The 18,869-nt window shown below is 70.1% G+C and carries 17 protein-coding genes and 2 pseudogenes; 8 read left to right on the forward strand and 11 right to left on the reverse strand.

All coding sequences use genetic code 11. The features are described 5' to 3' along the window. The 3 genes and pseudogenes from A5728_RS09730 to A5728_RS09740 form a co-directional block, all read right to left on the reverse strand. Nucleotides 1-406, reverse strand: a pseudogene (locus A5728_RS09730) (CPBP family intramembrane glutamate endopeptidase); the annotation flags it as partial. Between the two features lie 4 nt (nucleotides 407-410). Next, entirely contained in the window at nucleotides 411-1,868 is a 1,458-nt protein-coding gene (locus A5728_RS09735) for a tryptophan-rich sensory protein (protein ID WP_064846844.1), read from the reverse strand. Nucleotides 1,869-1,970: 102 nt separating this feature from the next. Then, nucleotides 1,971-2,426: an Lrp/AsnC family transcriptional regulator gene (locus A5728_RS09740; protein WP_064846879.1), complete on the reverse strand. Its 456-nt coding sequence runs from the start codon at nucleotides 2,424-2,426 to the stop codon at nucleotides 1,971-1,973. Between the two features lie 373 nt (nucleotides 2,427-2,799). On the opposite strand from A5728_RS09740, the gene A5728_RS09745 reads away from it, so the two are divergent. The 3 genes from A5728_RS09745 to A5728_RS09755 are packed head-to-tail and all read left to right on the forward strand — an operon-like array spanning nucleotide 2,800 to nucleotide 6,644. After that, nucleotides 2,800-4,002, forward strand: a complete 1,203-nt coding sequence (locus tag A5728_RS09745) for a thiamine pyrophosphate-dependent dehydrogenase E1 component subunit alpha (protein WP_064846845.1) — start codon at nucleotides 2,800-2,802, stop codon at nucleotides 4,000-4,002. Continuing rightward, nucleotides 4,002-5,012, forward strand: coding sequence for an alpha-ketoacid dehydrogenase subunit beta (locus A5728_RS09750; RefSeq protein WP_064846846.1), 1,011 nt, complete (start codon nucleotides 4,002-4,004; stop codon nucleotides 5,010-5,012). The genes A5728_RS09745 and A5728_RS09750 overlap by 1 nt, the downstream gene beginning before the upstream one ends. A gap of 3 nt (nucleotides 5,013-5,015) precedes the next feature. Then, nucleotides 5,016-6,644, forward strand: coding sequence for a dihydrolipoamide acetyltransferase family protein (locus A5728_RS09755; protein WP_064846847.1), 1,629 nt, complete (start codon nucleotides 5,016-5,018; stop codon nucleotides 6,642-6,644). 106 nt (nucleotides 6,645-6,750) lie between these two features. Here A5728_RS09755 and A5728_RS09760 read toward each other — a convergent pair whose 3' ends face one another. Then, on the reverse strand, nucleotides 6,751-7,920 hold the full coding sequence (locus A5728_RS09760; protein WP_064846848.1) for a polyprenyl synthetase family protein: 1,170 nt from the start codon (nucleotides 7,918-7,920) through the stop codon (nucleotides 6,751-6,753). A gap of 41 nt (nucleotides 7,921-7,961) precedes the next feature. Beyond that, nucleotides 7,962-8,570, reverse strand: coding sequence for a LysE/ArgO family amino acid transporter (locus A5728_RS09765; RefSeq protein WP_064846849.1), 609 nt, complete (start codon nucleotides 8,568-8,570; stop codon nucleotides 7,962-7,964). 124 nt (nucleotides 8,571-8,694) lie between these two features. On the opposite strand from A5728_RS09765, the gene A5728_RS09770 reads away from it, so the two are divergent. Then, nucleotides 8,695-9,309 carry a malonic semialdehyde reductase gene (locus A5728_RS09770; protein ID WP_064846850.1) on the forward strand — a complete coding sequence of 205 codons (615 nt, stop codon included), beginning with the start codon at nucleotides 8,695-8,697 and terminating at the stop codon, nucleotides 9,307-9,309. A 6-nt stretch (nucleotides 9,310-9,315) separates the two neighbouring features. On the opposite strand, the gene A5728_RS09775 is transcribed toward A5728_RS09770, so the two are convergent. Next, nucleotides 9,316-9,789, reverse strand: a complete 474-nt coding sequence (locus tag A5728_RS09775) for a MarR family winged helix-turn-helix transcriptional regulator (RefSeq protein ID WP_064846851.1) — start codon at nucleotides 9,787-9,789, stop codon at nucleotides 9,316-9,318. Nucleotides 9,790-9,806: 17 nt separating this feature from the next. Here A5728_RS09775 and A5728_RS09780 point away from each other — a divergent pair, with 17 nt between their 5' ends. After that, nucleotides 9,807-11,339 (forward strand): CoA transferase, encoded by a 1,533-nt coding sequence (locus A5728_RS09780; RefSeq protein WP_064846852.1) that lies wholly within the window; start codon nucleotides 9,807-9,809, stop codon nucleotides 11,337-11,339. On the opposite strand, the gene A5728_RS09785 is transcribed toward A5728_RS09780, so the two are convergent. Then, a complete protein-coding gene (locus A5728_RS09785) occupies nucleotides 11,305-12,489 on the reverse strand; it encodes a PLP-dependent aminotransferase family protein (protein WP_064846853.1) in 1,185 nt (394 codons plus the stop codon). The genes A5728_RS09780 and A5728_RS09785 overlap by 35 nt on opposite strands. Next, nucleotides 12,489-13,523, reverse strand: coding sequence for an agmatinase (speB, locus tag A5728_RS09790; protein ID WP_064846854.1), 1,035 nt, complete (start codon nucleotides 13,521-13,523; stop codon nucleotides 12,489-12,491). Before speB ends, A5728_RS09785 begins: the two co-directional genes overlap by 1 nt. A 214-nt stretch (nucleotides 13,524-13,737) precedes the next feature. On the opposite strand from speB, the pseudogene A5728_RS09795 reads away from it, so the two are divergent. The 3 genes and pseudogenes from A5728_RS09795 (at nucleotide 13,738) to A5728_RS09805 (ending at nucleotide 17,560) form a co-directional block, all read left to right on the forward strand. Beyond that, nucleotides 13,738-14,948 (forward strand): annotated as a pseudogene (locus A5728_RS09795) (sodium:solute symporter). Next, on the forward strand, nucleotides 14,945-16,627 hold the full coding sequence (locus tag A5728_RS09800; RefSeq protein WP_064846855.1) for a thiamine pyrophosphate-binding protein: 1,683 nt from the start codon (nucleotides 14,945-14,947) through the stop codon (nucleotides 16,625-16,627). Before A5728_RS09795 ends, A5728_RS09800 begins: the two are co-directional and overlap by 4 nt. A 420-nt stretch (nucleotides 16,628-17,047) precedes the next feature. Beyond that, nucleotides 17,048-17,560 carry a nucleoside deaminase gene (locus A5728_RS09805; RefSeq protein WP_064846856.1) on the forward strand — a complete coding sequence of 171 codons (513 nt, stop codon included), beginning with the start codon at nucleotides 17,048-17,050 and terminating at the stop codon, nucleotides 17,558-17,560. 81 nt (nucleotides 17,561-17,641) lie between these two features. On the opposite strand, the gene A5728_RS14195 is transcribed toward A5728_RS09805, so the two are convergent. The 3 genes from A5728_RS14195 to A5728_RS09815 form a co-directional block, all read right to left on the reverse strand. Next, a complete protein-coding gene (locus A5728_RS14195) occupies nucleotides 17,642-17,848 on the reverse strand; it encodes a 2Fe-2S iron-sulfur cluster-binding protein (RefSeq protein WP_156523429.1) in 207 nt (68 codons plus the stop codon). A gap of 194 nt (nucleotides 17,849-18,042) precedes the next feature. Further along, nucleotides 18,043-18,249 carry a hypothetical protein gene (locus A5728_RS09810; RefSeq protein WP_064846857.1) on the reverse strand — a complete coding sequence of 69 codons (207 nt, stop codon included), beginning with the start codon at nucleotides 18,247-18,249 and terminating at the stop codon, nucleotides 18,043-18,045. A 4-nt stretch (nucleotides 18,250-18,253) separates the two neighbouring features. Next, nucleotides 18,254-18,751: a phospholipase A2 gene (locus A5728_RS09815; RefSeq protein WP_197493148.1), complete on the reverse strand. Its 498-nt coding sequence runs from the start codon at nucleotides 18,749-18,751 to the stop codon at nucleotides 18,254-18,256. Nucleotides 18,752-18,869 lie beyond the last annotated feature (118 nt).

The following is an 18,869-nucleotide window of genomic DNA, read 5'->3' on the forward strand; positions in this document are numbered from 1 at the left end:
TGACCGCGGTGGTCAGGGCCACCATGAACAAGCTCCCCACGCGGGCGTGGTTGAGCAGTTCGTGGACGGGCCCGGCCAGGAACGGCACGAGCCGCACCATGAAACCGCCCGCGATGAAAAGCGCCGCCAGCAGCAGACCTCCGATCACCGCGTCCCGCAAGCCCTTGGGGGTGACCTTCCAGGGCAGGCGCTCCCCCGTCATCCGCACGGCGATCGAACTGCCCATGATGTATACCCCCGCGAGGATGAAGGTTGCGGGGGTGAACCACGGGTCCCCGGCGGGGATGCGCAGGGACCACGCGAGACCTGCGGCGGCCAGGAGGCCCGTGATGATCACGACCCACACGGTGCGCTTGCGCGTGGCCTGGGTGGCGTCCCCGTAGGGGCTGACCCGGTACTCGCTCACATCATCACTTCCTGCGCCGATTGAGTGCTCGGAGGGTGTTGGTCAGGACGGCGGCGAACGCGGTCCAGCCCGCGTACGGGCTGAGCACAGCGCCCTTCTCGGGGGACACCTTTGCGCTACGGCGCACCAGGTCCGCGCTGCTGAGTGTCAACAGGACAGACTCCACGGAGGACGCGGTGAGCTGCTTGCGGTGGAAGAACAGGATGCTCCACCCGGCGTTGAGCACCAGGTTGGTCCCGAGCGCGGCGATGTAGGCGCGCTTCTCCTTCTCCTGCTTCTTCTCCCCGAGATCCGCGATGGACAGCGCGCCCACCGCGGCGATGTCCGCGTACAGAGCCGTCCATGCCACGGGGAACAGCCAGGCCGGGGGCTGGAACCGGGGCTTGCGCAGTGTGCGGTACCACCGCGAACCGGGGTCGGTCACCAGGGAACCGGCCACCGCCGTGGCCGCCACGGCCCCCGCGGTGGTCAGGAAGACGCGGCGCCACCGGCCGAGGTCCTCGTTCTTCACGGCGGCGCGCACCGCGTCGGCGAAGGACGTGTGCCCGCCCTCCGGGGCACCGATGTAATCGTCCAGGTCCCGTTCGTGCAGCACGGTGTCGTGCTGGAGGCTACCGATCAGAGGCCGCGCGAGCCGGGAGCTGATGGGGGTCGCCAGCCCGATCCAGTACGCCGCGAGCTCGGCGGTGGTCACGGGCGCGGTGAGCATGAACCGCCCGCCCTTGCCCACAGCCCGGGCGTACTGGTCCAGCATGTCCGCGTACTCGATGGCGTCCGGACCGCCCACGTCGAACGTGCGGTTCACGTCCGACGGCAGGTCCGCCGCCCCCGCGAGGTAGTGCACCACATCCGCCACGGCGATCGGCTGGATCCGGTTGCGCACCCACTTGGGGGCGATTGCACCCGGCAGTCGCTCGGAGAGGTGACGGATCATGATGAAGGACGAGGACTCGTCCCCGATCACCACACCCGTCTGCAGCGCCGCAGTGGGCACCCCGGAGTCCATGAGCGCCTGCCCCACCTCCACGCGCGAACGCAGGTGATCGGACAGTTGCTCGACCGGTTCGTCCGTGGGGTGCAGTCCCCCCAGGTAGACGATCCGCTGCACGTGGGCGTCGTGAGCGGCCCGCGCGAACGTCTCCGCCATCTCCACTTCTTCCTGTACGAAGTTCTCGGAGTCGCCCATGGAGTGCAGCAGGTACCACGCGACGTCCACGTCCTTCAGGGCGCGGGCGACGTCGCTCGCGTCCGAGGCGTCCCCCTCCACCACTTCCGCGCGGCCGGGTTCTGCGCTCTGCCCATCGGGGACGACAGCGTCCCCCCAGGGGAGGTCGCGCACCTTCTCCGCACTGCGGCTGAGCAGGCGCACCCGCCACCCCCGCTGCAACAGTTCCTGGGCCACCTGGCCGCCAATGTATCCCGTGGCTCCCGTGACCAGGGCGAGCCGTGCGGTCTCAGTCATGCGAACTCCCAACCGTGAACGATCCGTGGATGACCGCGGCGGCCACCCCATCCATGTCGATCGTATGCCGAGCATCCGACGCCACCCACGGGCAGGGCTCCGTCACCCGCGGACGTCCACGTCCTCGAAGATCAGGAACGTCTGCGTGTCCACGACCTCCGGCATGGGCTGGATGCGGTCGAAGATCACCTCCCGCAGTTCCGCCGTGCCCCGGGCGCGCACGAGGAGCATGACGTCGAACGTGCCACCCACCAGTGCGATGTGCTGCACCTGGGGGATCTTGCGCAGCTTCACGCACAGGGACGGCCACGTGTTCTGCTTCAACCGCACTGTCACGTATGCCGAGGCCTCAAGCCCCGCCCGCGCGGGATCGATCACCGCGGTGTAGCGCAGCACCACGCCTTGTTCGTGCAGCCTGCGGATGCGCTCGTAGGCGTGCGCGCGGGAGATGTGGACCTTGGCCGCGAGCGCGGTCACCGATTGCCGTGCGTCCGCCGAGAGTTCCTCCAGGATCCGTCGATCCGTGTCGTCCAGTTCGGGGCGCTCCCGCTCCGCCATCCGGTACTCCTTCTCTGTCATCGTGCCCCGCGGTCTCTCGTCATGGGCCTCGCGCTCCATGACCATGGGCCTCACGCCCCTTCGCGACGGCCCGCGCGCTTCGGGGGTGACGACGACGCCGCGCCGAGCGCCGTCGTCACCGGACGCGACGCGGTAGACGAAGCAGCATGACGCACGTCACTACCAAGCATATTGTCCATGAGAGCGCCCCAGAATCACCGTTCGTCCACGAATTTCCCCCGGTGTGGAGACGAGGCGGCCGAATTTTTCATACTGTGCGGACGATGTGTCCACCCCGCCCTTCGCTGCGCGCTGCCGCGGAACGAGGTGCCGGGCACCACCGACTTCCACACAGAGAAGAAAGGGACGCACCATGAGCGAGCCCACCCCCGCCGGTGGCGAATCCGCCGCCCAGGAGCACACCCCGTCCGTGAATCCGGCGGTGGAGGCCTCCAAAAACTTCGGGATCACCCCCGAGCAGTACATGCTGCCCGCGAGCAGCGAGATCCGGCTGCTGAACCCCGACGGCAGCGCGGTCCCGGAGTCCGAGCAGGGTCAGGAGCCCGGCCACGAGTACCCCATGCCGGAGAACTCCCGCCTGCTGGACGCCTACGAGAAGCTCGTGGTGGGCCGGCGCATCAACGACCAGAACATGGCGCTCGTGCGACAGGGCCGCATGGCGGTCTACCCGTCCAGCCACGGCCAGGAGGCCTGCCAGGTGGCGGCTGCCCTGTGCCTCGAGGACGACGATTGGTTGTTCCCCACCTACCGTGACTCCGTGGCCGTGATGTCCCGCGGTGTGGATCCGCTGGAGGTCATGAGCACCTACCGCGGGGACTGGCACGGCGGCTACGACCCCCGCAAGTACAAGGTCTCCGTCCAGGCCACTCCGCTGACCACGCAGCTGCTGCACGCCGTGGGTGTGGCCCACGCCGCCAAGCTGCGCGGCGAGAACACGGTGACGTTGGCCATGTGCGGTGACGGGGCGACGTCGGAGGGGGACTTCCACGAGGCCCTGAACTTCGCGGCCGTCTTCCAGCTGCCCGTCCTGTTCCTGGTGCAGAACAACGGGTACGCGATCTCCGTGCCGCTGTCCTCGCAGACGCGCGCGCCGTCCCTGGCCCACAAGGGTGTGGGCTACGGGATGGCCAGCGAGCGCGTGGATGGCAACGACCTCGCGGCGCTGCTCTCCGTCCTGGGCCGCGGCGTGGAGCTGTGCCGCCAGGGCGGCGGTCCGCTGCTCGTGGAGGCCATGACCTACCGCATGCAAGCGCACACCAACGCGGACGACGACACCCGTTACCGCGAGCGCGACGAGGTCAGCGAGTGGGTGGCCAAGGACCCGATCACCCGCATGCAGCGCTACCTCTCCGACCAGGGTGCGCTGGACGACGCCGCGTCCCAACGGATCTCGGAGCACGCCGAGGCCATGGCCAAGCGGCTGCGCGAGGCCATGGCCTCCAAGCCGGAACTGGATCCCCAGGACCTGTTCCGCTTCGTCTACCACGAACCCACGACCCAGTTGCGCGAACAAGCCGCTCAGCTGGCCGACGAGCTCTCCCGAGAGGAGGCGTGATGAGCGTTTCGAAAGTCAGTTTCGCCAAGGCGCTGAACACCGCACTCGCGGACGCCATGGAGGCGTCCCGGGAGGTCGTGGTCTTCGGTGAGGACGTGGGGACCCTGGGCGGGGTCTTCCGCATCACGGACGGGTTGACCGCGCGCTTCGGCCGCGAGCGCTGCTTCGACACCCCGCTCGCGGAGTCGGGGATCATCGGCACCGCGGTGGGCATGGCCATGAACGGCATGCGCCCGGTCGCGGAGATGCAGTTCGACGCGTTCGCGTACCCCGCGTTCGAGCAGGTGGCCTCCCACGTGGCCAAGATGCACAACCGGACCCGCGGCAAGCTGCCCATGCCCCTGGTCATCCGCATCCCCTACGGCGGTGGCGTGGGCGGTGTGGAACACCACTGCGACTCCTCCGAGTCCTACTACGCGCACACCCCGGGGCTGAAGGTCTTCACCCCGGCCTCCGTGACGGACGCCTACGTGATGCTGCGCGAGGCGATCGACTCGCCGGACCCCGTGGTGTTCTTCGAGCCCAAGCGGCTGTACTGGTCCACCGCGCAGGTGGACCTGGACGAGCTGCGCTCGCAGTACGAGAACGGGACGCTGCCGCGCCGGGAGGGCCACGCCGTCGTCGCCCGCGAAGGCAGTGACGCGACCCTGATCAGCTACGGGCCGTCCGTGCCCGTGTGCCTGGCCGCAGCCGAGGAAGCCGCCCGGGACGGGATGTCCGTGGAGGTCGTGGACCTGGGCTCCGTGGTCCCCTACGACGACAAGACCGTGGCCGCCTCGGTGCGCAAGACCGGGCGCGCCGTGGTCGTGGCCGAGGCCCAGGGCTTCGCGTCTGTGGCCTCGGAGATCGCCGCGCGCACCCAGGAACGCTGCTTCCACTCGCTCGCCGCACCGGTGCTGCGGGTCACGGGATTCGACATCCCCTACCCCTCGCCGTCCTTCGAGCACCACCACATCCCGAGCTCCGAGCGCGTCCTGGATGCCCTGGACGACCTGCAATGGGAGGACTGACCCGTGAGCATCAATGTGTTCAACCTGCCCGACCTGGGCGAAGGGCTCACCGAGGCGGACATCCTCCGCTGGCTCGTGGCCGAGGGTGACACCGTCACCATGGACCAGCCGATCGTGGAGGTGGAGACCGCCAAGTTGGCCGTGGAGGTACCCACCCCGTTCGAGGGCGTGGTGCACACACTCCACGGCGCCGAGGGCGACACGCTGCTGGTGGGCCAACCGCTGATCTCCGTCTCCGACGGCATCGAGGCCCCGGAGTCCGCCGCGGGTTCCGGATCCGACGACGACGCTCCCGAGCCCACCCACGGGGCCGGGTACCGCGAGGAGGAGCTCGCGGGCACCCGCCCGTCGGCCGAGCTCTCCGTGGACGAGGCCGACCCCGAGGCCGGCGAGGACGAGTCCTCCGGCAACGTGTTGATCGGTTACGGGACGTCCGCCGCGGGGTCCTCCCGGCGGCGGCGGCGCAAGCGCGGCGGTCCTGCCGCTCCGGACGGCGCTGCCCCCACGGGCGCGGCTGCCCACACGCACGACGCGCTGACCGCGGCACCCCGGATGGCCCCCACGGTCGTCTCGCCACTCGTGCGCAAGCTCGCGCGCGAACACGGCGTGGACATCACCGCGCTCGCGGGCACCGGCCCGGGCGGTCTCATCATGCGCCGCGACGTCCTCATTGCGCTGGACCAGGTCGAGGACCAGCGTTCCCGGGCCGACGCCGCCGGGCCGGCTCCCACGGGTCTGGCCACGGCCGGTCCCGCGGCCCCGGGTCTCACGACCGGTGCACCCGTTCCGCCGCCCCCGGCACCGGGTGGACCGGGGGCTCAGGGTGGACCTGCGGGCCTGGCCGGGGCTCCGAAGCCGCCCGCGGCGCCGTCGTCCTCGCCGGAGCTCGGTGGGACGGGTCAGGACGTGGACCCCCGCACGGGGTTGGGCGTGGCCGTCCGGGAGCCCGTCAAGGGTGTGCGCAAGACCATTGCGGACGCCATGACGCGCTCGCGAGGCGAGATCCCCGAGGCCACCGTGTGGGTGGACGTGGACGCCACCGAGCTGCTGCGCTTGCGCGCCGAGCTCAAGGCCGCGGACCCGCGGACCACGCCCAGCCTGCTCGCGCTGATCGCGCGGTTCACGTTGGCCGGGCTGCAGCGGTTCCCGCAGTTGAACGCGCGCATGGACACCGCGCCGGACGGATCCCGCACGATCACCCGGTTCCAGGGCATCAACCTGGGGCTCGCCGTGGAGTCCGAGCGCGGGCTCATGGTGCCCAACCTGCGCAACGCGGACCGGCTCAGCGCCGTGGAGCTCACGGGGGCCATGCGGGAGATCATCGACATCGCCCGCTCCGGCAAGGCCTCCCCCACGCAGCTGAGTGGTTCCACGTTCACGCTGAACAACTACGGGGTGTTCGGCACGGACGGTGCCACGCCCATCATCAACCACCCGGAGGTCGCGATCCTGGGGATCGGTCGGATCATCGACAAGCCGTGGGTGGTCAACGGTGAACTCGCGGTACGCAAGGTCGCGACCCTGTCGATCGCTTTCGACCACCGCGTGTGCGACGGCGGCGCGGCGGGCGGCTTCATCCGCTTCGTGGCCGACTGCATCGAGAACCCCGCGGGGGCGCTCACGCAGATCTGACGCCCTTCCGGGGTTTGCCGGTGAGCATCACGACGGCGCTCGGGCTTCGGCCCGGGCGCCGTCGGCGTGCACGGGCGGAGAACCATTCCGACCGAGGAATATCCCGTCAGACCGCCGTCTCGCGCTCCAGCCACGCGATGAGGCTCTGCACCAGGGCGGGCGGCAGGTCCGTGGCCGCCATGGTGTCCTTCGCACGGCGCACGGCGGTGTCCACCATGCGGGCCACCGAGCGGGCCGCACCGGAGCGGTCGAGGAGGTCGCGGGCGTGGGCGACGTCGTCGTCCCCCAGCGGCTGCCGCACGGCCCGCTCTCGCAGCGCCTGCCACTCCGCAGCATAGTCACCCGCCTCCACGAGGACCCCCGCAACCGTGCAGCGGTCCGGGGTCAGCACGGGCGACGCGCCCGCGGAGCCCGCTTCACCCGCAGCGTCAGGGGAGCCGGCGGCCGCGCGCAGCTCACCGGTGAGCTGGTGGGCCACACCCAGGGAGCGCCCGATGGTCGCCAGGGCGGTGACGTGCGCGGTGGGGGCCCCGCCTAGGACGGCGCCCGCGCGCAGGGGCGCCTCGTAGCAGGGCACCGCAATGGCCAGCCGGATGGCGTCCAGGGCCTTGTCGTGCGGAACGGGCTGGGTGCGCCGGGTCACCTGGGCCACGAGGCGCTCGCCCGCCACGGCGTGGAACACGGACTCGTCGAGGATCTCGAGCAGGCGCAGCATGCGCGTCTCCGGCACTCGGGAGGTGGCGATGAGCCGGTAGGCGCCGGTGAGCGCGAGGTCACCAGCCGCCGAGGTGAGGTCCGCACGGGAACCATCGCGGTCTGCCCACCCGGCAGGGTTGCTCCCGGAGGCCCCCTCCACGGCACCCGGGGCGTGCGCGATCGCACCTTGCACCGCGGCGTCGTCGTGCTGCTGCGGGGACCCCGACGGCACGCGGTCCGCCGCGTGGGCCGCGCGCGTCATTCCCCGCAGACCGTCGGCGTCGGCACGCAGCACGATGGCGGTGTGGAGCAGCTCGAAGGAGGCGGCCACGGCGTTGAGCACCGGGCGGGTGGGTCGCGCGGGATAGGCCTCCACGGAGGTCATGACCAGCTCCTGCTGCAGCCCACGGCCCGCATCCGTGATCTGGGCGATGTGCTCCCACACTCGCTCATAGCCGGGACTCAGATCGGCAGCCCTGCGGCCCGAGTGGGAGAGGAACCCCCGCAGTGCAGAGGTGGGGGTGAACTCCTGGGACCTGCGCCCGGTGCCGCTGCTGGTGTAGGAGGAGGTGGGAGTCATGCCTCCATTCCAGCACACCAGCCGCCGGGGCGGTGCCCGGATCAGACGGCGGGCATCAGCGCCAGCTGGATCGCGATGAACACCATCACCACGCCCACCAGGGCGTCCACGATGCGCCAGGTGAGCGGGGTGTTCAGCACGTGCGACAGCGCCCGGGCCCCCGCGCCCAGTGCGGTGAACCAGATGACCGAGCCGGCGAACGCGCCCCCGGCGAAGATCCAGCGCTGCTCACCGTGCTGGTTGGCCAGGTTCCCCAGGATCAGCACCGCGTCCAGGTAGGCATGCGGGTTGAGCCATGTGAACGCCAGGGTGGCGAGGACCACGCGACGCAAGGACCCGGCGTCGTCGCCCGAGACGTCCATCGCCTGGGGCTTAAGAGCCGAGCGGAAGGAGGTGACCGCGAAGACCAGGAGGTAGACCACGCCGGCCCAGCGGAAGAGGTTCAGCAGCCAGGGCACGCGGTCGATCAGGAAGCCGATCCCGGCGGTCCCCAGGCCGATCAGGAAGATGTCCGAGACGATGCAGATGCCCACCACCACACCCAGGTGCTCGCGGCGGATCCCCTGGCGCAGTACGAACGCGTTCTGGGCGCCGATCGCCACGATGAGGGCGAGCCCGGTCACCAGTCCGGGAAGGAACGCAGAAGTCACCAGAGCAATGTACAGGTGTGCGTGACGTTGCCGACATTCGACCCCTCACGCGCCGCAACGTGGGTATAGTTTCCGGCGAAATGATTTCGGGTGGCCTGTCCACCCGCCTGATGGAAGGACCCCCATGACGACCGTGACCACCGAGGAACTGCCCCTCGCCATCTCCTCCGAGGACGCCGAGCGCCTGTTCATCGACGCCCGCACCGCGAGCCACTTCACCGAGGAGCCGGTGACCGAGGATGAGAAGCGGGCGATCTACGACCTCACCAAGATGGGCCCCACGGCGTTCAACTCGCAGCCCCTGCGCATCACCTGGGTGGAGACCCCCGAGGCCCGTGAGCGCCTGGTGCAGCACATGAGCGGCGGCAACCAGGAGAAGACCCGCCAGGCGCCGCTGACGGCGATCCTGTCCTACGACGAGAACTGGCACCAGCGCTTCCCCCAGTTCCTCCCCGCCGCCCCGCACCTGCAGGGCATGTACGACGAGAACGAGGACCTGCGCCTGACCAGCGGTAAGGCCAACTCCCACATCCAGGTGGGCTACTTCATCGTGGCCGCCCGCGCCGTGGGTCTGGCCGCCGGGCCCATGACCGGTTTCGACGCCGAGGCCGTGGACCGGGAGTTCTTCGCCGGGACGGGCAAGCGCTCGATCGTGGTCGTGAACCTGGGGCACCCCGTGGCCCCCGCCTACGAGCGCGGCCCCCGCTTCCCCGAGGACGACGTCACCGAGACCCTCTGACCCGGGTCAGTCCCCGCTCGACTCCTGGGCCCGCGCGAGCTTGGCCAACACCGGCAGTGCGGCGTCCAGGAGGTCGAGTTCCTCGGCACTCAATTCGGACAGCACATCCGCGACCCGTTCACTGCGGTGCTGATCCTCACGCGCGAGCACCTCTTCCCCCTGCGGGGTCAGCGACACCAGGACGGCCCGCGCATCGGTGGGGTCCGGATCGCGTTGCACGAGTCCGGCCTTGCTCAGCCGGTCCACGCTCTGCGTGGCCGTGGGGGTGCGCACCCCGAGGTTCGAGGCGATGCTCGTCATGCGGGCACCGCCCGGTTTGAGCATGGTCAACAAGCTGATCTGCTGACTCGTGAGCTCCCGCGCCCCCTCCATGCTGCGTAGGAAGTACACCCCTTGGCGCAGCACCGCACGCAGCCGCGCGGCGCTGCGCAGCATGCGGGCTCGGCGGTCGTCGGCGGCCGGAGCGTGCGAGGAGTCCATGACTCACAATCCTAAGCATGCGCGGTACGGCCTCCTCCCGCGTGAACCCCGCGGAGCGCGCCCGTGTGCTTGAATCGTGGCCCACGGTTCCGGCCCCGGGAGGCAGCGGCATGCAGGAGATCCTTTCGGCCCTCGACGGGCTGCTCCCGCGCGCGAACGAGCACGCGGCGACCGCGGTGCACGGTAGTGGTCGGTACTGGTCCGGGCCGTTGGACGTCCAGCGGCTGGCGGTTTCGGGGGTGGGACTGGCAGTGGCGGGCGCCCAGCAGCTCGCCCGCACCATGGGCCATCGGGACAGCGTCATCACGGCGCAGCTGCCGGAGGTCCTCGCGGCATTCGGCTCGGTCTCCCACCTCCGCCTCGACGGGCAGTCCCTGCCCGGCTTCGCCCCGTGTTCCGGTTTCTTCCCCGTGTCGGACGGCTGGCTGCGCACGCACGCCAATTACCCGCACCACCGCGAGCGTTTGTTCCGCGCCCTGGACATCACGCACGACGACGCCCTCGCACCCGCCCTCGCCCAGCTCACCGGGGAGCAGGCCGAGTCCCGGATCGTCGCCGAGGGCGGCATTGCCGCTCGCGTGGCCACGGAACAGGAATGGCGCGCAGATGCGGCGTCCGAGCCGGGGCCGTGGCTCGAGCTCACCCCGGCGGACATCCCCGTCCGACTGTTCGACCGTGCCGGTTCCGGCGCGTCGACCCGTTCGTCCGATTCCGCAGGCTGTCCGTCCAGTTCCGCGAAGGGTCCGTTCGCGGCACCGCGGGGGACGGCGTCGCTCACTCCCCTGGCGGGCGTACGCGTGGTCTCCCTGACCCGGGTGATCGCGGGTCCCACGGCCACCAAGTTCCTGGCAGCCCTGGGCGCGGACGTGCTGCGCATCGACCCGCCCGCCCTGCCCGAACTGCTCGGCCAGCACCTGGACACCGATGCGGGGGTGCGCTGCGTGTCGTGGGATCTGGCGGATCCCACGCGGGCGGAGGATCTGGCCGACGCCCTGGACGCCGCGGACGTCCTGCTCACGGGGTACCGGCCCGGCTCCCTGACCGATCTCGGTCTCGACGCCGCGAGCATCCGCGACCGCTTCCCCCACCTGGTCCACGTGGAACTCAGCGCGTGGGAACCTTCCGGCACCCGGGGCGGACAGCGTGGATTCGACAGCATCGTCCAGGCCGCCACGGGGATCGCCCATCACTACGGTGCGCGGGGCGAGCACGGGAGGTGGCGCCCCGGGGCCCTACCGGTCCAGGCCCTGGACCACACCGCGGGCTACGGCATGGCCGCCGCGGCCTGCGCGCTGCTCGCCACGGGGACCGCGGGCCACGCACGGGTGTCCCTCGAACGCACCGCGCGGGCCCTGTTGGATGCGCGCACTCTCCGGACCGCGCAGGACGCCCATCTCTCCCCCGCGACCCTGACCGCGCCCACCGATCACGGGATGCTCGAGTACGTCCCGTCGCCGGTCCGCGTGGACGGCGCTCGGCCTCCGGCGGAAGCACCGCGGTGCGAGCACGACGGCGTCAGAGGTCCCGCAGCACCTGCGCGAACCGCTTGACGCCCTCCCGGATCCGCGCGGGAGCAACACCGGAGAACGCGAGCCGCACCGCGTCCGAGTCCCGGCCGTCCATGTAACACGCCGAGCCCGGTACCAGCACCACCCCATGGGCGATCGCCTCCGCGAGGACGTCCTTGCCCACCAACTCGTCCGCCGTGACCCACGTGAAGAACCCGCCCGTGGGCGTGGTCCACCGCGCTGAGGACGGCATGAACTCGGTCAACGCCGCGTCCATGGCTTCCCAGCGCTCGCGGTACAGGGTCACAGCGTTGTCGAGCGCGGGCTCCCATTGCTCGGAACCCACCCACGCCGTGACGAGGGACTGTGCCAGGTTGGACGGGTGGATCACCACGGACTCCGCGGCGATCTGCAACCGGCCCCTGACCTCCGGGGGAGCCGCGATCCAGCCGATCCGCAGCCCCGGGGCGAAGATCTTGGAGAAGCTGCCCAGGTGGATCACGTGCTCCGGGTCCATCCCGTGCATCGAGGCCAGGGGCTGCGCGCGGTCGAAGGACAGCAGCGCGTAGGGATCGTCCTCGATGATCATCACGTCCCGCTCGGCGCACACTCGCACCAGTTCGCGCCGCCGCTCCACCGGCATGGTCACGCCCGTGGGGTTCTGGAAACTGGGGATCACGTACACGAACGGGACGCGCTCACCCTGCGCCGCGGCGTCGTCCAACGCGTCGGCGACGGCGCTCGGGTCCATGCCGTGCTCGTCCACCGGGACGTGACGCACGTCCACCTCGTACGCGCCGAACACGCCCAGCGCACCCACGTAGGTGGGGCCCTCGGCCAGGATCACGTCCCCGGGATCGCAGAACAGCTTGGTCACGAGGTCCAGCCCGGCCTGGGACCCGGTGGTCGGCAGGACGTCCGCCTCCGTGACCGTGGACCCGCCCCGCGCCATGAGCCGCACGCTCAGTTCGCGCAGGCCCGCGGTCCCCGCGCCGGAACCGTACTGCAGGATCTCACCGGCGCGCTCACGGATCAGCTGCGCGGCCAGATCCCCCACGGTCCCGCCCGGCAGCACGGACAGATCCGGGTTGCCCCCGGCCAGGGACACCACCGAGGGGTCCATGGCCGTCTCGAACACCGCGCGCACCGGGGAGGGCCGGAACTCCCCCGCGCGGGACGCGAACGCGCTCATCACTGGCCCCCGTAACGGGCACCCGACATGCCGTAGGCGGGGCCGTCCGCGGACGCGCCGGCGCCCAGGCTGATGAGCGAGATCAGCTCGTAGACCACGTGGGCCGCGGCGATCCCGGTCAGTTCGGCGTGGTCGTAGGCGGGGGCGACCTCCACGACATCGCACGCGACGACATCCAGCCCGCGCAGACCGCGCAGGATCTCGAGGACCTCGCGGCTCGTGATGCCACCGGCCTCGGGCGTGCCGGTGCCGGGTGCGTGGGCGGGGTCCAGGACGTCGATGTCCAGGGAGACGTACAGCGGGCGGTCCCCCACGTGCTCGCGCAGAGCCGCGACCACGGCGTCCACGCCGGAGCGCATGACGTCCGCGGAGGAGACGATCTCGAAACCGAAGCGGGCGTCGTCGTCCAGGTCTTGGGTGCCGTAGAGGGGCCCGCGGGTGCCCACGTGCATCACGGCGTCCGTGTCGATGATGCCTTCCTCGAACGCCCGGCGGAACGGGGTGCCGTGGGTGTACTCGGCACCGAAGTAGGTGTCCCACGTGTCCAGGTGGGCGTCGAAGTGCAACAGTGCGATTTTGCCGTGCCGTGAGTGGGCGGCGCGCATGAGGGGCAGCGCGATCGTGTGGTCCCCGCCGATCGCCACGACCTTGGTGGACTCCCCCATGAGCTCCTTGGCGGCGGTCTCGATGGACGCGATGGCCTCGGGGATGTCGAACGGGTTGCCCACGATGTCCCCGGCGTCCGCGACCTGCAGGTGGGCGAACGGCGAGTGGTTCTGCGCGGGGTTGTAGGGGCGCAGCAACCGGGAGGACTCGCGCACGTGATTCGGACCGAAGCGCGCACCGGAACGGTAGGAGACGCCCGAGTCGAACGGCACGCCCACCACGGCGATGTCCGTGTGCTCCACCTGATCCGTGCGGGGCAACCGCGCGAACGTGGCCGGCCCGGCCCACCGCGGTGTCAGGGCGGCGTTGACGGGGCCCACCCGTTGCTCACCCGCTGCATTGGTTTCGACGACGCGTTCCGGTTCCACTGCTGAACTCCTTACCTCCCGGGGATCACCCGGGGACGTGCACCGCGATTCTCGGGGCGTGGTTCCCACGAACACGGCACCCGCGGCGGCGTGAACCGCCACCGCGGTGATACTTTTTGTGACCTGGTGCATAAAACCCTAGTGCCAACCACCCCGCCCACGAGCGCATCCGCTCGCGCGCGCGGACACCCCGAGTTCTGTCGAGGAGACCCCCGTGAACGTCCTGGTCATCGTGCTGTACCTGATCGCCATGGTGGTGATCGGGCTGTGGGCGGCACGCCGCGCCCGCACCGCCACCGATTACCGGGTGGCCGGGCGCCGGCTGGGAACGGGGTTGTACACCTCCACGATGGCCGCCGTGGTCCTGGGCGGCGCCTCCACCGTGGGCGGTGTGGGTCTCGGGTACAAGTACGGGATCTCCGGGATGTGGCTCGTGGTGGCGATCGCCGTGGGCCTGGGGGTCCTGAGTCTGTTCTTCGCCGCGCGCATCCAGTCGCTCAAGGTCTTCACCGTCTCCCAGATGCTGCAGTTGCGCTACGGCGCCAAGGGCGGGGCCACGGCGTCCTCTTTCGTGATGCTCGCGTACACGATCATGATCGCGGTGACCTCCACCGCGGCGTACGCGGCGATCTTCTCCGTCCTGTTCCCGATCTCCCGGCCGTGGGCCATCCTCCTGGGTGGCGCCGTGGTGATCGCATACTCGGTGCTCGGTGGCATGTGGTCCATCACCCTCACGGACCTCATGCAGTTCGTGTTCATGACCGTGGGGATCTTCGCGATCCTCCTGCCGTTCTCGCTGGCCGCCGGGGGTGGGTGGTCCGGGATCCGTGAGCGGCTGGACTCCTCCTTCTTCGACCTGGGCGCCATGGGTCTGCAGGGGATCATCACGCAGTTCGTGATCTACGGATTCGGCATGCTGATCGGCCAGGACATCTGGCAGCGCGTGTTCACCGCCCGCTCCCCCGGGGTCGCCCGCTGGGGCGGGGTGATCTCCGCCGGGTATGTGGCCCTGTACGGCGTGGCTGGCGCCCTGATCGGCACCGCTGCGGCCGCCGTTCTTCCCACCCTCGAGATGCCGGACGAGGCCTTCGCGGCCATGGCCCAGCAGCACGTCCCCGTGGGCCTGGGTGGTGTGGTGCTCGCCGCGGGCGTCGCGGCCATGATGTCCACCGCCTCCGGGGCCACGATCGCCGCGGGCTGCTGTGGCCGCGCGCCACCGCGGCCGGCGCCATGTGGTCCATGGGGGTGGGGGTTGTAGCCACAGTGGCGGGCATGATGGTCTTCGGGGTGCTCGCCAACGCACCCATCTACATGGGGCTGATCGCCTCCGCAGTGGTGTTCGTGGCGGTGTCACTCATGAGCAGGCCCACCCCGTCCGACGTCAGTCAGGAATGGAACCGACGGACTCAGGAGTCCAAGGCATGAGCAACGAGAACACGGTCACCGCCGCCCCCGGGGGGTTCGAGAACCCGGCGGGGGCGGCGTCGTCGCACCCCGAGCGCACCACGGCCCGTGCCGTCCTGGAGACGCTGCGCGGCTACGGGATCGACACGGTCTTCGGCATCCCGGGCACGCACTCGCTCGAGTTCTACCGGCCGCTGCGCGAGCTGGGGATCCGCCCGATCACCACGCGCCACGAACAGGGCGCGTCCTACGGCGCGGACGGTTGGTCCCAGGTGCGCAGGCTGCCCGGCGTGGTCATCACGACCTCCGGACCCGGTCTGCTCAACTCGCTGTCCGGCGCGGCCACCGCGTACGCTGAGTCCCGGCCCATGATCCTGCTCTCCCCGGGGCGGCCCGTGGGACACGACTTCCGGGACATCGGCTCGCTGCACGAGACCAAGAACCCGTCCGCCGCGGTCAATGCGATCGTGGGCGTGTCCCGGCGCGTGACCTCCGCCGCCGAGGCCGTGACCATGATCCACGACGCCATGCGCGACTTCGCACACTCCCGGCCGCGGCCCATCCACATCGAGATCCCCCTGGACATCCTCGAGGCCCCCGCGGACGTCCCCGAGTCCGCGACCGCACCCCGCCCCCTGGGCGAGCCCGCGCCGGCACCGGAGGCCGACGTCGCCGCGGCCGTCGAGGCGCTCGCCGCGAGTGAGCGCCCGGTCATCCTGGCCGGCGGTGGTTCCCTGGCCGCCGGGGAGCACCTGCTCGAGCTGGCCGAACTGCTCGAGGCACCCGTGATCACCACGACCAACGGCAAGGGAGCGATCCCCGAAAAACACCGGCTCTCCCTGGGCGCGGACCTGCGGCTGAGCACGGCCCACGAGTTCCTGCGCTCGCGGGACGCCCTGCTCGTGATCGGCTCCAAGGTGGGCGAGGCCGAGCTGTGGGGCGGCGACATCACCCCGCAGGGGCCCGTGGTGCGCGTGGACATCATGCGCGACCAGATGCTGTGCAACCTCACCCCGGACGTCGAGGTCCCGGGCAACTCCGCCGCGGTGGTCCCCCAGTTGCTCGCGGGTCTGCGGGCGCGGGCCGACGCCGGGGGCCCCGGCGACGTCGCGCCCTCCGCGCGGACGGCACCGGGCCTGCGCGAGGTCTTCGACGCGATGGACGAGGAGGGCCGTACGTGGGCCCCCGAGCTCGCGGCGCTCAACGAGACCATCATGGACGTGGTCCCGGACGACACGATCCTGGCGGGCGACTCGTCCCAGGTGACCTACATGGGATCCACCACGTTCTTCCGCGCACCCGTTCCCCACTCCCTGCTCTACATGGGGACGTACGCGACGCTGGGTTACGGCCTGCCCGCGGCGATCGGCGCCAAGCTGGCCGCACCCGAGCGCCCGGTGGTGTGCCTCGTGGGGGACGGCGCCCTGATGTTCTCCATCCAGGAACTGATGACCGCGGTGGAACTGGGCCTGGACCTGCCCGTGATCTGCGTGGACAACGGCGGCTACGGGGAGATCCGGCAGAACATGGTGGACCGCTCCATCCAGCCGCTCGGTGTGGACCTCGTGCAGCCGGACTGGGTGCGCTTGGCCGAGGGCTTCGGCGCCACCGGCCTCCCCGCGACCATGGACACCCTCGCGGACACGGTGCGCACGGCGCTGGAGACCAAGGGGACGAGTTTGGTGCACCTCAAGATCTGAGTGTGCCCGCCTGGGGCGCGGCCGGGTGAGGCGTGCGGCCGGACGGAGGCGCATGCTTCACCCGCTCGACCGTCACGTTGCCCCTTCCACCTCCCTGGGCATTTCTAGTGGAGCAAATGCACGCAGGGCGGCAGAAATCTGCTTCAACGGAGTAAAAGCAAAGGCGCATCCAGCGCTCGCGCCGCAATCACGTGAGTCATCCGTTGGATCCAGGAGTGGGCACCCACTGGCCGTCGCGAGGCCCGAGATCTCCTAGCTGTACAGCTAGGAGATCGCCATCGTGGACGGCCACTTGGTGGTGGAAGCGCCGTCGCGTGGAGAGCGGCGAGCTCACGGACACCGGCCAGATCCATCGCGTCTACAAGAGCGACTCCCCCTGATTCTCACCACCGCAATCTAAGACCCATGACAGGAAGCACCATGACCCCTCCCACCCACACCACCTCGGCCCCGTCCGACGCCCCCGTGCAACGCCACCTCCGCAGCGCGATCGACGTGGCCGTGCGCAACGCCTCCGAGGACGGCGGCCCGTTCGGCGCCGTCGTCGTGACCGCGGACGGGCGCGAGTTCACGGCGGTCAACCGCGTCACCGCGGACAACGATCCCACCGCCCACGCCGAGGTCTCCGCGATCCGCGCCGCGTGCGCAGCCCTGGGCACGTACGACCTCAGCGGCGCAGTGCTCTACTCGAGCTGCGAACCGTGCCCCATGTGCCTGTCGTCCTCGCTGTGGGCGCGCTTGGACGCCGTGTACTTCGCCGCGGACCGCCACGACGCCGCGGACGGCGGCTTCGACGACGCCGCGTTCTACGACTTCTTCACCGCCACCCGGGCCCAGCGGGACGAACTGCTGCCCGTGCACCACGTGGGCATCGACAACCGCACCGCACCCTTCGACACATGGGCGGCCAACACCTCCCGCACCGCGTACTGACCCGAATCCATCCACTGCATCATCGCTTTCGGAGCACAACACGTGCTCACCATGTACGGCGCGATCGTTGCCGCGCCCTCATCATCGGCCAGGCCGCGGGGCTGGCACCCGAGCGTATCGCGCGGATGATCTCGTCCGGGCGGCGCACGCCCCGCACTCGCCCTTCGCGCAGCCTTCCTTGGCCCTGGTCAGTCCGCGTTCCCGCAGGAAGTCGAGCAGTCGGGTGTGGGGGCTGACGTCGTTGAACCCACATTGCCGACCGTGGATGGTCAATTGGATCTCGATCATGGCACTGAAGTCCTCGTGACAAGCTACCGGTCACGACGTGGAGTGTGGATCCTCAGCTGTTCCGGGAGCTCCCTGGTGTCGCACCAGTGCATTTCTTGGTTGCTCGCCCGGTAGATAGTCCGATGCAGGACCCGCCGTAGGCTTCCCTCAAGGTAAGCCAGATCACATGTCGGTGCAAGGCGCGGGATCCGCCCTCAGTCCTTGTTGAGGAGCTTCCCGATCCCGCTGGCGGCGCACAACACGAACACGGTGCCGGCCAGGATCAGCAGGAAGAACGGGACGGCCGGGGACGACAGGGTGGCCTCCGGGAACCAGGAAGTGCTCACGTACGACGCCCAGGCACACAGGATCAGGACTGCGCCGCTGACGGCGAGGATGATTTCTCCCTTGAATTTCTTCATGGTCCTACCCCTTGAAATAGGGTGCACCGAATGCCCTGACCATCCAGTAGTAATAACTGGCGGTGCCGATGCAGCGTTTGTGTTCGATGTTCGTGCTCACGAAGGTGCGCGTGCACGTGGCGTTCATGGCCCTGCGGAACTGCTCGTCGCATTGGGCGCGGGAGCGGACGGCGTTGCCCTCAGCCGAGTAACACACGTCGTGGGCGTTGCAGTCGGCGTCGAACAACGCGTTCTGGTAGCCGTGGCCGGGCACGGGGTTCGAACAGCTGTTGACCTGGACCGATGCGCTCATGCTCATCGCCGGGGTGGAACTGGGGGACACCCTGGTTCGTGCGGCGTACGCCATGTCCCGGGTCATCTGCGCCTCGCTGATTCCCGCCGCTCTGGCCGCGCTGGCGATCCCGGCGTACTCGGATGCCGAGATCCCCATCGCGTCGGACGTCGCCGTGGACACCGGCTGCGCAGCGACGGAATGCGTCATGAACAGGGCAGGGAAGAGCACGGAAAGGACCGTGATTCCCGCTGTCCTGCGGACCATCCCACCTACGGCATCCATGTCGATTCTTTCGCGTGGGCGATAATGTGGACCCCAGCCTAGGAACCCCATGGTCCACGGACAA

Origin of the sequence: Kocuria sp. ICS0012, assembly GCF_001665945.1 — a bacterium.
In the GTDB taxonomy this organism is placed as follows: Bacteria; Actinomycetota; Actinomycetes; order Actinomycetales; family Micrococcaceae; genus Kocuria; species Kocuria marina.